We start from the raw sequence: 13,404 nt of genomic DNA on the forward strand, positions 1-13,404 counted from the left end.
CTTTATTACTTAGCGTAATTGATTGCACGAGTTTCACGAATTACCGTAATCTTAACCTGACCAGGATAAGTCATTTCATCCTGAATTTTTTGTGCAATATCCAATGATAATGTTTCAGCTTCTTTATCGGAAACTTTATCACTACCAACAATAACTCTTAACTCACGACCTGCTTGAATAGCATACGTTTTAAGTACTCCAGGGTGCGACAAAGCTAAGTTTTCAAGATCTTTCAATCGCTTGATATAAGATTCAACAATCTCACGACGAGCTCCTGGACGAGCTCCTGAAATAGCATCACAAGCCTGAATAATAGGTGAAATCATTGATGTCATCTCAATTTCATCATGGTGAGCACCGATCGCATTACACACATCTGGTTTTTCTTTATACTTCTCAGCCAACTTCATACCTAAAATTGCGTGTGGCAATTCTGGTTCATCATCTGGCACCTTACCTATATCGTGAAGCAAACCAGCTCTTTTGGCACGTTTAGCATTTAATCCAAGTTCTGTAGCCATTATCGCACACAAGTTTGCAGTTTCTCTGGCATGCTGCAACAAGTTCTGACCGTAAGATGAACGATATTTCATTTTACCAACCAAACGAATCAATTCCGGGTGTAAACCGTGAATTCCCAGGTCAATTGCAGTACGCTTACCAGTCTCAATAATCTCTTCTTCGATTTGTTTGCGTACTTTATTAACAACTTCCTCAATTCTTGCAGGGTGAATACGACCATCGGTAACCAATTGGTGCAATGCAAGCCTTGCAATTTCTCTACGAACAGGATCGAAACCAGAAAGAACGATTGCTTCAGGAGTATCATCTACAATAATCTCAATACCTGTAGCAGCTTCAAGAGCACGAATATTACGACCTTCACGACCAATAATTCTACCTTTGATTTCGTCCGATTCAATATGGAAAATAGTTACTGAATTTTCAATTGCAGTTTCTGTAGCTACCCTTTGGATCGTTTTTACAACAACTTTTTTAGCTTCCATATTGGCAGACATTTTCGCTTCTTCCATAATCTCATTCACATAAGACATAGCTTCAGTTTTTGCCTCCTCTTTCAAAGAACCAATCAATTGGTTTTTAGCTTCATCAGCAGACATTCCTGAAATCTCTTCCAGTTGCTCTATTTGCTGTTTTTTAGCTTTTTCAAGTTCTGCAGATTTTTTCTCAACCAAATCAATCTGATGATTCAAATTCTCACGAATGGCATCAGTTTCTTTCTTCTTACGCTGAAAATCATCAATTCTTTGGTTTAATGTATTTTCCTTTTGTTTGATTTTATTTTCAGCAGCTAAAAGCTTGTTGTTTTTAGAGTTAATTTGCTTCTCATGCTCAGTCTTCAATTGGAAAAACTTCTCCTTTGCCTGAAGAATTTTGTCCTTCTTAATCACTTCAGCCTCTGTCTGAGCTTCCTGTATTATTTTTTCGCTCTTCGATTTGAGAGCTTTTTGCAATATAAAATATGCAAGTATCCCACCTACAACAAAGGCCAGAATTCCTATTATTATTTCAATCATATTATAGAATATTAAGTCAATACTAGTTTATTATACAAAAATAACCCGCACCATCACTCAAACCAATAAACTTATGGTATTAAACGACTCACAACTCTAAAGAGAATCACGTAATATCAACAAGTTACAAGTTCAAGAAATAATGCGGGTTATTACTTTTACTATTTAAAGAACGTTTTCTTACTCTTTTTCTAAAAATTCACTCAGCTCACGCTCCATTGCCTTTAATTCATTATACACTGGTGCCACATCTGTTTTATTTTCCAATTCAATCACTTTAATTACATATTGCAAAGAAGCCATCGCCAGAAAATCCTGAGTATCTTTATCTTTATATCTTTGTTTGTATTGCATAACTTTCTCGTTAATCATTTTTGCGGCCTTTCTGATCACCTCTTCTTGTTTGCGATCAATATTCAAGGGATAGGTTCTATCCGCAACATTAACTTTAATTGAAAGTTTATTATCCATAAACAAATTCTATCTGTTCAAAAGAGCAATACATTTATCAATCTCCCGCACAATTCGGTTTATCTTAAGTTTGGCCTCATGAGAATCTTCACTATTGGAAGATAAAGTTTTGGCCAACTTTAATGTATCGTAATGATGTTCAAGTTCACTTTTTTCCCTCGAAAGAGTTTCTACTTTTTCCATAAGCTCCATTTTCTCATGAATTAAAGTCTCTTTTTCTTCCTTAGATTTCTTGTACAACGAAATAAGTTCGTCAATGCGTTGTCTTAAACTTATTATTATTTCGTTAGATTCTTGATCCATCATTCTAAATTTCTTTTACAAAATTAACATTGCTGAGAAGATTATCAAATTTATTGGTTTGTATTTTGGCTTTAGCTTCCGAAAAAAAAGCTTTTTTTGTAGTTTTGACGAACAATACAAGAGTAACACAACAAGAAAATGAAGCACATTAAAACAAACATAATCACCTTTTTATCAATCTTATTCTTTCTTTCTCCAATTTCACTTTCGGCTCAGCAAAAAAATCATCCTAAAAATTACTTTAGATCACCTGTTGATTTTACCATTACCTTATCTGGTAATTTTGCTGAACTTAGAAACAATCATTTCCATTCAGGCATTGATATTAGAACTTTTACAACAGGCAAAAAAGTATATGCCATTGCTGATGGTTTTGTAAGCAGAATTAAAATTTCTGCAGGTGGCTATGGAAAAGCCATTTACATCGATCATCCAAATGGTTACACCTCTGTTTATGCTCACCTTGATGGTTTTAATAAAAAAATTAACGATTTTGTAAAAGCTCATCAATACAGTAAAAACATTTTCGAGTTCGACCTGAATTTTAAAAAAGATCGATTTCCTGTAAAAAAAGGAGAGGTAATTGCAATTTCAGGAAATACGGGCTCTTCGGCCGGACCTCACTTGCATTTCGAAATTAGAGATACAAAATCAGAACACCCTTTAAACCCACTTCTTTTCGGATTTAAAATTAAGGATACCACACCTCCTAAAATTTTTAACTTGTATGTTTATCCAATGGATTCATTAAGTAGCGTAAATGGAAAGAATACCAGACAAAAATTTCCGGTTACCTATTACAACAACACCTATCACCTAAAAGGAGACCCTAAAGTGATTCTATCGGGAAATATTGGTTTTGGAGTTCAGGTAAACGACTATTTGGACAATACTTGGGGAAAATGTGGCATTTACAATATGAAAGTAAAAGTGAATGATTCTTTAATAAGCAATTATACTTTTAAGGAGTTTTCATTCGATGAATCGCGTTACATTAATTCTCATATGGATTACGCTTTAAACATTAAAGAAAAGAGAAGAATTCACAAATGTTTTAAGGAACCGAACAACAAACTTTCTATCTACAACCACTTTAGTAATAGAGGAATTTACAATTTTAAAGAAGGAACAAAATATAAAATTGATTTTTTAGCTTATGATACAAAAAACAACCTGGCTAAATTGAGAATGTATGCACAAGCTAAAAATCCATCTCAAGCTTTTAATCAATCTGATTTCAACCAATTATTATCAAGTACTGATGAAAATACTTTCAAAAAGGATGAACTGGAGCTAAAATTCCCAAGCAATTCGTTTTATTCAGATATAAAATTTAAATACTCGAAAAAATCAGATTCTACTTACTTATCGGATATTCATTCAATACATGAGAAGACAACTCCTGTTCACAAATATTACACCATTGCAATAAAACCAAACCGAACATTCAAAAATGAAAACAAGTTATTTATTGCAACAATAGAAAAACCTGGTAAAATTTCAAATGTTGGAGGTGTATATATTAATGGATGGGTAAAATCAAAAACCAGGGTTTTTGGAGACTTTGCAATTGTTCAGGACACAATTTCCCCTATCATTAAATCGAGAACAAACTTTAAATTAAAAAACTTATCTGTTAGAGATAAAATTTCCTTTACCATTAAAGATGAGTTATCTGGTATTAAAAATTACAAAGGAACAATTGATGGCAAGTGGGTTCTTTTCGAGTTTGACGCAAAAAACAATCATCTGTTTTATAAGTTCGACAAGAAAAGATTATTACCAAATCGTAAGCATGATTTGAATTTGGAAGTTACTGATAAGCTTGGCAATAAAACCAAGTTTCAAACTAATTTTTTTTGGTAGCAAATTGGAAAAAAACACTTAAAACACCACAACAGATAGACTTTACGGATAAAGACTTTTATCAGCTTTAACTTTGCATTTTTTTCCTATTTTTGTAGGAATCGTGAAAATTTTATCGCAATTAAATTCACTTAAATATTTAAACATGAAGAAGATTTATGCAATTGCCTCTCTACTATTGGCAATGATCGTCTTTTCGACAACAACTTCGCAAGCTTGTACCAATTATCTTGTAACAAGAGGTGCAAGTACTGATGGTTCTAACATGATTACTTACGCTGCTGATTCGCACGTATTGTACGGAGAGCTTTATTTTCGTCCTGCTGCTGATTGGGCTGAAGGAACAATGATTGATGTTTACGAATGGGATACAGGAAAATACCTTGGTAAAATCCCACAAGTTCCACATACTTATTCTGTAGTTGGTAACATGAATGAATTCCAGTTGGCAATTGGTGAAACTACTTATGGTGGAAGATCAGAACTAGGAACTGGAAAACAAGAAGGAGCTTTAATTGACTATGGTAGCTTGATTTACCTTACTCTTCAACGTGCAAAAAATGCTCGTGAAGCTATCAAAGTGATGACTGAATTAGTAGAAAACCACGGTTATTACAGTTCAGGTGAATCTTTCTCTATTTCTGATAAAAATGAAATCTGGATCTTAGAGATGATTGGTAAAGGTAACGGAGAAAAAGGTGCTGTTTGGGTGGCAAGAATGATTCCTGACGGATATGTTAGTGGTCATGCAAACCAAGCTAGAATTACTACTTTCCCACTGGAAGGAAAAAATTCTATCTCTTCGGATAAAATGGATAAAATCTTCAATCCAGAGGTAACCAACGTTTATGCAAAAGACGTTATCTCATTTGCAAAAGAAAAAGGTTACTATCCAAAAGATGGTAAGAACAAAGAGTTTAGTTTCTCGGATACTTATGCTCCAGTAGATTTTGGTGCTGCAAGATTCTGTGAAATTCGTGTTTGGTCTTTCTTTAACGATGTAAAAGAAGGAATGGATAAATATTTCGATTACTGTAAAGGTAAAGTTGAACATGATGACAAAGGTTATGCAACCAATCGTATGCCATTATGGATTAAGCCAGACAACAAAATCAACGTTCTTGAAGTGATGGATTTCATGAGAAATCACTTGGAAGGAACTGAATTGGATATGGCTAAAGATATGGGTGCTGGTCCTTACGGAAATCCTTACCGTTGGAGACCTCTAACCTGGAAAGTTGATGGCGTAACATATTGTAACGAGCGTGCAACTGCAACTCAGCAAACAGGTTTCTCTTTCGTTGCTCAATCAAGAAATTGGTTACCTGATGCTGTAGGTGGAATTAACTGGTTTGGAGTAGATGATGCTGCTTCATCAGTATATTTCCCAATGTACTGTGGTAGCACCAGAGTACCTAAGTCATTCGCTGTTGGCAATGGTAAAATGATGGAATTCACTAACAAGTCTGCATTCTGGGTATTCAACCAAGTAACCAACTTTGCTTATACTCGTTATAACGCAATTCACCCTGAAATTGCTAAAAAGCAAAAAGCTTTAGAAAAGAAATATCTTTCATTTACTAAAATCATTGACCTTGCAGCAGAAGGCATGTTCAAAACAGACGAAGCAGCTGCTGTTGAATTCTTAACTGATTTCTCATGCAACCAAGGTGATAACCTTACTGATGAGTGGAGAGAATTCTACGGCTACTTATTTGCTAAATTCATGGATGGAAACATCAAAGAAAAAGATGGTAACAATCAAAATCCTAAAATGAAGCAACCAGGTTATAGCAAAGAATTTTACGAAACAATTGTGAAAACAACTGGTGACAAACTTAAAATGTCAGGTGATTCACACTAAAAAATACGATTTCAATTTTGAAAGGAGCTTCACGGCTCCTTTTTTTTTCGTATTGTCACCAATATAATTTGCAATATTACACTCCCAAAACAGAAAAAAAACAAAGGTAAATCTTTTCAACTTAGATATTTTTATTAATTTTGCGGCAAAATCGTGCGTAATCTCTGGCAGATCTATAGTTAAATTGTGAATATTGCGCTCGTTAAACCTTAATAAATTAAAACAATGGATTTAATTAAAGTTGCAGAAGAAGCTTTCAAAAGTGGTATTGAAACTCCTGAATTCCAAGCAGGTGATACTATTAGCGTTTCTTACAAAATTAAAGAGGGAAACAAAGAAAGAACTCAGGTATTTAGAGGTGTTGTAATCCAAATTAAAGGATCAGGATCTACTAAAACTTTTACCATCAGAAAAATGTCTGGTAACGTAGGTGTTGAAAGAATTATTCCTTTCACTTCTCCATTCATTGAAAAAATTGAAGTAAACAAAAGAGGTCGTGTTAGAAGAGCTCGTATCTACTATCTACGCGAACTTACAGGTAAGAAAGCAAGAATCAAAGAAAGAAGATTCTAATCTTACTTCGAAAAAATACAAAAGCCTTCCAAATGGAAGGCTTTTTTTGTTTACAAAAAAAGCACCTAAGAACTTCTCAGGTGCTAAATTATTTAAACAGGACTAATATCACGGATTATACCAATCTGGCATCTCCCCATTAAAAATCAATTGTTCCCTATTACTGCCATCAGGATCCATTGTCCAAATTGTTTTTTTCTCAGTTCCTGAATTCGATACATTCATAAATATAATTTTCTCTCCTGTCTCAGAAAATTTGGCTTGTAAATCATTACCGGTTTTATCATCTCCCGATAGGTCGGTCCAACCAGTTCCATCAATATTTATACTATATATTCTCGCATCTTTCAGAAACCCACGATCATCTTCATAAAGAGTATCCAATGAAAATATAACCTTATCTCCACCAAATGAAAATTGTGGATTAGATAGAGTACCTTCTAAATTATCCACAAGTAAAGTCATATTACTACCATCAGGATCCATTAAATAGATTTCATTATCGTAAGGTTTATCACCTTGCGCCAAAGCCACAATTTTTTCCTCGCTGTGGTTGTTAAACTGATATGTCCAATCCATTTGAGTAAACTCTCGATTCACCGGAGAATTTGCAATTTTCTTCCAACCTGTACCATCTCTGTTTATAACAATTAATTCATTATAATACCCATACATCAACTGATCACCAGTTGGAGACCACACAAAACCTCCTCCATCATTGTGATTGCCAACAACAGGTCGATCACCTGTAACTTTAAAAACATCTTTCCCTTTTAAATCCATTGTATAAATGTGGAAAACTCCATCATCCATAGCTGAATATGCAATTCTTGAATGCTGTCCTGGCATAATTTTAGGATGCAATTCATCTCCTCCTCCATCAGTTAACTGCACAAGGTGATTTTCTTTCAAATCCCAGGAATAAATATCTCTCGAATCCAATGTGTCTTTCACAAATAAGTATGGATTTACTGGAAAGTCTTCTGTTGAAAACCTCCACTTCTTGCCTTCTACTTCATCCAACTCCTTATTTCTGGCCACAACTTTCCATAAATAAGTTGTTTCAAATTTAAGATTCTTAACAGTGTAAGTGGTATCTAAAATATTCGACACAACTTTTGTTCCTTCAACATCATCTGCTCCTTCATACAATATCACATCAAAACGCAAAGTATCTCCCTTTTCCGTTTCTCCATTTCTCCATTTCAATTCAACTTCAGTTGGTAATTTACTTTGATCATCCTCGATATCAGCAGGAGAAACATAGGTAATGTCATCTGGAATTTTACTGTCAAGCGGAGCAACTGTAAGTAAAAAGCTCATTGAATTATTTTGATTTTCTGTTACTTTAATATTTATGCTTTGCGAAGAGTAATCTTCCTTAGTTGCAGTAACAGAATAATCACCAACTAGCACTTTCTCAATACTAAATGTACCTTCAGCATTTGTTGTTACCGAAGTAGTTCCTGGGTTAGTGGTAATTGTTACGCCTTCCATCGGTAAATTATTGGCCGAAGCCTTTACTGTACCACTAATCGAACCATACAGATCAGGTTCCACTGTACTTTCATTACATGATATTACAAACATGGACAATCCGAAGACAATAAATAGTCCAAAGAGTGTGTAGAATTTTTTCATATTCTGGTAGCTATTTTAATTTTTCTTAATTTACTCATTATCTCCATGTAAAACAACCGAATCTTGAGCAACCAACTGCTTATTGTGATAAACGAACAAACTCACAAACAAATCATCCTTCTTGGATAAATTTAACCTTACTTCAGATAATGTGAGCTGCTTATTTTTTGAAGAGATGCATTTTCCCTTTTGTGTTGAAGTTGAATTCCCTGATCGACCTTCTTTTTTAGTCTTTAAAACGTAGTTAATGGCAATTGTTTTACTACTTTCATTTTTGAATTTGGCACTAAGTGTAAGATTCTTAATCTCACCTTCTATTTCAATCCAAGCTTTCATTTTATCCTTTTCAGGTTGGGCAGCAGAGGTACCAATGATCAAAAACAACAAAATTCCAAACATAACAGTTCTTAGCATCATCTTATGGTAGTTGATTACGAATACTAAAAATATCTAATAGTTAATATAAAATCAATAAGGAAAGCGTTAAAATACTATAATTTGATAAAAAAAACATTTAATTTCCATAAAATATCTTAAAATAAGAAGGGGTATCCCAAAGGATACCCCAACCATTTAAACCTGCTCTGTATTCACAAACCACTTTGTATTATAACAGTCATACCATTTCCTACCTGGCTTACATTATAGCCACGGGTAGTATTTCCGGTATCTATTTGAATTAATTCATTGTCATTTCCAACTTGTGTAATTTCAAAGCTCTTATTATTCCCAATAACTTCTTGTTGCAATGAATTGTTATCACCATATTGGTGAATGCTAGAGGAAATGTTGTTCCCATTTAAGGCAGATTCCACAAAATTTAAATCTCCTCGCTGAAAAATCTCAATAATTTGGCGATTTCCCTTCTGAACTGCCTCTAATATGTTCTCAACACCAACCTGTTGGATGATTGCCACCTGTTCTTTACTGAATTGAGAAATCATTAAATCATTCTCATTTCCAAATTGAATAGCAGAGATAACATTTTCTCCTTCGATGGCTTTGGCAAGACCATAATTCAATTGATTTAGAAGTTGGTCTTCCTGATTATAATTCTGCCCAATTACAAAACTATTAAAACATAAGAACAGAGCGCACCAAATGTATTTATTTAAATAAAGCATAAGCGATTTAGTGAAGATTTTAATCAGGAAATTCCCACTAAAGTGGGAATTTCACATGATAATTTTATTGGATCATGGCGAGAATACAACACCATTATTTCCTTGCTGAGTCACAGCGAAGTTTTCGCTACCATTTTGGATAACCTGACCAAAGTGACCATTACCAATTTGCTCAAGGAATGAAGTATTATTATCACCCCACTGATATGTTAAACCAGTATTATCATCACCTGTCTGAAGAATGGTAGCACTATTGTACATACCGCCCATTTGTGCAATTACAGCAACGTTACGATCTCCATCTTGCAAGATATCAGCTAAACTTTCTTCTTGATCAAACTGGAATACCCAACCTCTGTTAAAATCACCTCTTTGCTCAACAAAAGCATCTGATTTTTTACCTCCAAATTGTCCTACAAATGAGAAATTGTATTCCCCTTTTTGGAAGATATTAGCTTTATTTTTCTTACCACCAATCTGATCGATAATTGCTAAGTTTCCATGATCTTTCTGAGTAATCTTAGCCTTATTCTTAGTTCCATAAAGCTGTGAAATATAAGCTGTTTGATAAGTTCCAAATTGCTTAACTGTTGCTTGATCACCTGAACCAAACTTTTGACTTACATCAGCAAAATGTCTGTATCCTTTTTGGAAAACCTCAACATCACCTTTCGATTCATGAATTTGCTCAACAAAAGCATAATTACGAGTACCAATTTGATTAGTTCTTGATACATTATGGTCTCCACCAATTTGAACCGTACGTGCACGATTCGCCTGGCCGTTCTGCATAATAAATGCTTCGTTATCAACACCACCTCTTTGGTAGGTTGAAGCCATATTCCAAATTCCATTTTGATGAATATTTGCAACATTACTGAAACCTCCAATTTGCATAGTATGCGCTCTGTTGAATGCATATAACTGAGTAATGCTTGCATGATTATATTGACCATACAACTGAGTTACTCTTGCACTATTACGCAATCCCCATTGGTTTACAAATGCACTGTTATAAGCACCTCTTCTTTGGTATACATCAGAACGATTCATTCTACCATACTGAATTACAGTTGCATCAGTAAAAATTGGTAAAATTTGAGTAATGTTAGAAGAGTTGCGAACTCCCATTTGCCATACATTAGCACTACTCAATGCACCTAATTGAAGTACATCACTTCTATTGAAGCGCCCCATTTGATCTACCATAGCAATGTTATTGTGATTAGCTTGTAAAATAGTTGATAAATTAGCCAATCCCATTTGCATTACCATCGCAGTATTTAAGAAATCAAATTGAGTTACATAAGACATGTTAAACCAGCCTGCCTGGTTAACTCCTGCCATATTCAATAAACCCAACTGTAACACTCTGGAAATGTTGTGTAATCCCATCTGATCAACATAAGCCATATTGAAGAAACCTACCTGATCAACATACGACACATTAAGAATGCCAAGCTGACTAACCATAGCTGTATTTCCAACAAGCCATTGATTAATGTATGAAATGTTTGCAAGACCCTCTTGGTCAACTGTTGCGTCATTCCATAGTCCTAATTGGTCAACATCACTCATGTTGTACCATCCAACTTGGGTAACACCAGCTGTATTACCAAAACCAAATTGGTCTACTGTAGAGTAGTTTACCTGGGCAAAAGCAGAAGAAACTGCAAACACCACAGCAACTACCAGAAATAATAATTTTTTCATGGTTGATTTTTTTAAAGGTTTTAAAGTGAATTAAAATAAAATCTAGTATAGTATAAAGAGCTCTGATTCGACCTGGTGAAGACTACTTATAGCCTTCGTAGATCTTTTATCTAAATTAAAAAAAAGCCTTTCCAAACACCTTTATTTTTACATGAATGAATTATTACCATTGATTAAACCGTATTCTCCACATGCTAATTTTTATAGAGTCTAAAAAAGCATAAGAAAACTTAAACAAATGTTTAAAATGTCTTAAAATAAACGATAACAAAAGACCGCCAAACTGCATTATTTCAGCAATTTGGCGGTTACTTTTATTATAAATCAATCAAATCAATTCATAAAAATTATGGAGTTACACCTGCATTATATTGAGATACAACAGCAGTATTTCCATTACCAAATTGAGTTACTGTTGACGAATGTCCATAACCATATTGGTAAACATCTGCATAGTTGTTACTTCCTACCTGAAGAGTAACTGCACTATTATAATCACCAAGTTGATTAGTAATTGCAACATTACCTTGTCCAAATGCCTGAATTGTCATAGCAAAGTTATCATCACCTTCCTGGTTGATTAAAGCATAACTATCATCAGAATCAAACTGTCCGATAGCAGCTGCGTTATCATTTCCTAATTGAATGATTCCTGCAAAAGAATAGTCAGTATACGATTGTTCAATATAAGCTTCGTTAGATTCTCCAATTTGTGCGATACCTGCGAAAGAACCTACACCAAATTCTTGGTAAATCTCAGCATCATTGTATTTTCCATCTTGTCCGATATAAGCTTCGTTAAATGCTCCTTCAATCTGAACTATTTCAGCAGAATTCTCTTTACCATATTGCTCAATTTCAGCAGTATTAAAGAATCCACCTAATTGTCCAACGTAAGCTTCATTTTCCTTACCATGCTGGTAAATATCAGCAGTATTAAATACACCGAAATATTGCTCAACTAATGCTTCATTTTCTTTACCTCTTTGGTTAATTAATGCCCAGTTCAAAGCACCTTCCAATTGGTAAACTTCTGCATAGTTACGTTTTCCTCTTTGGTTCACGTATGCTAAGTTAGCTAAACCACCTTCTTGAGTTGTAACAGCAACATTACCTTTACCTCTTTGCATGATGATTGAGTTATTGAACATACCATTAACCTGAGCAGCATAAGCTTCATTATATTTTCCATGCTGATTAACATCAATACCATTCATATAACCACCATATTGTCCGGTATAAGCAAAGTTAGCTAAACCACCTTGATGAATCATTGTAGAATTTGATTCTCCACCCCACTGATCAGCAAAAGCAGTATGGAAAGCACCATGTTGAAGAATTTCAACTGAATTGAAAGCACCCATCCATTGGTCTACACTTGCAAAGTTACCAAAGCCATATTGAGCAACTAATGCATAGTTTGCATATGTAGCTTCCTGCAAAATATTCGCATAGTTCCAAGTTCCCCACTGGCTGATGATTGCATCATCGTACATACCACCAAATTGAGTAATTGAAGCATTGTTTAACCATCCATTTTGATACACGTCAGCATATTCTGCAAAACTAAACATCTGGTTAATGCTAGAAAGGTTCCAAACTCCTACTTGATTAACGAATGCCCAGTTGTAATCTCCAAAAAGTTGATTTACATACGAAGCATTATAACCCAATTGTTCAACTTGTGCATAGTTAAACCATCCTAGTTGATAAGTGTAAGAAAAGTTAGACATCGCTTGATCAACATAAAGACCATTTCCAACACCTATCTGAGTTCCATCAGAAATATTAAAGAATCCATTTTGATTTACCATAGCATTGTTGAAAACACCATCCTGATATAAATCACTAATATTAAAGATTCCAACTTGAGTTACAGTTGCTCCATTAATCCAACCGTATTGTTCAACATTTGAAACGTTAACCTGAGCAAAAGAATAAGCTCCTGTTAATAAAACTGTCGCAAGGACAAATAAAAACTTTTTCATGGTTTGAAATTTTTGGTTTAAAGTGAAATTCAGGTTTCCCTGAGTGAATTGTTTTAATTAATTTAATGCACCATTAAAGTGCGATTTGATGATTTATGTTTTTAATTCAAAAACTAAATTAGAAAGTAATATTGGAAATAAAATGTTAGTTTACATCAAACATTAAATTTATATGATGAATTATTAAAAGATATTGATCAAACATTACAAAGCTTTTAAAATCAGGACGTTTTGTTAATTTAAATTAAACAAAACCCCACAAACACGATAGAATCAATATATTATCAGCACCTATTTCAAATAATCAGCACATAAAAAAACAG

The 13,404-nt window shown here is 34.1% G+C and carries 11 protein-coding genes; 3 read left to right on the forward strand and 8 right to left on the reverse strand.

Features of this window, described 5'->3' with window-relative positions; genetic code table 11:
- Positions 1-5 precede the first annotated feature (5 nt).
- The 3 genes from rny to NQ163_RS10205 all read right to left on the reverse strand — a co-directional run bounded on the left by rny (position 6) and on the right by NQ163_RS10205 (position 2,315).
- Positions 6-1,538 carry a ribonuclease Y gene (gene rny / locus NQ163_RS10195; RefSeq protein ID WP_268190236.1) on the reverse strand — a complete coding sequence of 511 codons (1,533 nt, stop codon included), beginning with the start codon at positions 1,536-1,538 and terminating at the stop codon, positions 6-8.
- A gap of 180 nt (positions 1,539-1,718) precedes the next feature.
- Positions 1,719-2,009, reverse strand: a complete 291-nt coding sequence (locus tag NQ163_RS10200) for a cell division protein ZapA (RefSeq protein ID WP_110361748.1) — start codon at positions 2,007-2,009, stop codon at positions 1,719-1,721.
- Between the two features lie 9 nt (positions 2,010-2,018).
- Positions 2,019-2,315: a hypothetical protein gene (locus NQ163_RS10205; RefSeq protein WP_120240022.1), complete on the reverse strand. Its 297-nt coding sequence runs from the start codon at positions 2,313-2,315 to the stop codon at positions 2,019-2,021.
- A gap of 135 nt (positions 2,316-2,450) precedes the next feature.
- Between NQ163_RS10205 and NQ163_RS10210 the strand changes: the two genes are divergently transcribed.
- From NQ163_RS10210 to rplS, 3 genes are all read left to right on the forward strand, one after another.
- A complete protein-coding gene (locus NQ163_RS10210) occupies positions 2,451-4,178 on the forward strand; it encodes a M23 family metallopeptidase (RefSeq protein ID WP_268190237.1) in 1,728 nt (575 codons plus the stop codon).
- A gap of 145 nt (positions 4,179-4,323) precedes the next feature.
- Positions 4,324-6,042 carry a dipeptidase gene (locus NQ163_RS10215; RefSeq protein WP_268190238.1) on the forward strand — a complete coding sequence of 573 codons (1,719 nt, stop codon included), beginning with the start codon at positions 4,324-4,326 and terminating at the stop codon, positions 6,040-6,042.
- 225 nt (positions 6,043-6,267) lie between these two features.
- Positions 6,268-6,615, forward strand: coding sequence for a 50S ribosomal protein L19 (gene rplS, locus NQ163_RS10220; protein ID WP_110361752.1), 348 nt, complete (start codon positions 6,268-6,270; stop codon positions 6,613-6,615).
- Positions 6,616-6,723: 108 nt separating this feature from the next.
- Here the strand turns inward: rplS and NQ163_RS10225 are convergent, their stop codons facing one another.
- The 5 genes from NQ163_RS10225 to NQ163_RS10245 form a co-directional block, all read right to left on the reverse strand.
- The gene (locus NQ163_RS10225) at positions 6,724-8,256 is read right to left on the reverse strand and encodes a carboxypeptidase regulatory-like domain-containing protein (RefSeq protein ID WP_268190239.1); all 1,533 of its coding nucleotides are present in this window, start codon (positions 8,254-8,256) and stop codon (positions 6,724-6,726) included.
- Between the two features lie 30 nt (positions 8,257-8,286).
- Complete coding sequence (gene csgH, locus NQ163_RS10230; protein WP_268190240.1) at positions 8,287-8,673, reverse strand: curli-like amyloid fiber formation chaperone CsgH; 387 nt, start codon at positions 8,671-8,673, stop codon at positions 8,287-8,289.
- Positions 8,674-8,846: 173 nt separating this feature from the next.
- Positions 8,847-9,380, reverse strand: coding sequence for a hypothetical protein (locus tag NQ163_RS10235; protein ID WP_268190241.1), 534 nt, complete (start codon positions 9,378-9,380; stop codon positions 8,847-8,849).
- Positions 9,381-9,452: 72 nt separating this feature from the next.
- Positions 9,453-11,093, reverse strand: a complete 1,641-nt coding sequence (locus tag NQ163_RS10240; RefSeq protein WP_268190242.1) for a hypothetical protein — start codon at positions 11,091-11,093, stop codon at positions 9,453-9,455.
- Positions 11,094-11,440: 347 nt separating this feature from the next.
- Positions 11,441-13,081 carry a hypothetical protein gene (locus tag NQ163_RS10245; protein WP_268190243.1) on the reverse strand — a complete coding sequence of 547 codons (1,641 nt, stop codon included), beginning with the start codon at positions 13,079-13,081 and terminating at the stop codon, positions 11,441-11,443.
- Positions 13,082-13,404: the final 323 nt, after the last annotated feature.

The sequence above is a fragment of the Marinifilum sp. D737 genome (assembly GCF_026672275.1).
Classification (GTDB): domain Bacteria; phylum Bacteroidota; class Bacteroidia; order Bacteroidales; family Marinifilaceae; genus Marinifilum.

Coding starts and splice junctions, on each gene's coding strand:
- rny (WP_268190236.1), bottom strand. CDS start 1,538: ATGATTGAAATAATAATAGGAATTCTGGCCTTTGTTGTAGGTGGGATA.
- NQ163_RS10210 (WP_268190237.1), top strand. CDS start 2,451: ATGAAGCACATTAAAACAAACATAATCACCTTTTTATCAATCTTATTC.
- NQ163_RS10225 (WP_268190239.1), bottom strand. CDS start 8,256: ATGAAAAAATTCTACACACTCTTTGGACTATTTATTGTCTTCGGATTG.
- NQ163_RS10205 (WP_120240022.1), bottom strand. CDS start 2,315: ATGATGGATCAAGAATCTAACGAAATAATAATAAGTTTAAGACAACGC.
- NQ163_RS10240 (WP_268190242.1), bottom strand. CDS start 11,093: ATGAAAAAATTATTATTTCTGGTAGTTGCTGTGGTGTTTGCAGTTTCT.
- NQ163_RS10200 (WP_110361748.1), bottom strand. CDS start 2,009: ATGGATAATAAACTTTCAATTAAAGTTAATGTTGCGGATAGAACCTAT.
- NQ163_RS10235 (WP_268190241.1), bottom strand. CDS start 9,380: ATGCTTTATTTAAATAAATACATTTGGTGCGCTCTGTTCTTATGTTTT.
- csgH (WP_268190240.1), bottom strand. CDS start 8,673: ATGATGCTAAGAACTGTTATGTTTGGAATTTTGTTGTTTTTGATCATT.
- NQ163_RS10215 (WP_268190238.1), top strand. CDS start 4,324: ATGAAGAAGATTTATGCAATTGCCTCTCTACTATTGGCAATGATCGTC.
- NQ163_RS10245 (WP_268190243.1), bottom strand. CDS start 13,081: ATGAAAAAGTTTTTATTTGTCCTTGCGACAGTTTTATTAACAGGAGCT.
- rplS (WP_110361752.1), top strand. CDS start 6,268: ATGGATTTAATTAAAGTTGCAGAAGAAGCTTTCAAAAGTGGTATTGAA.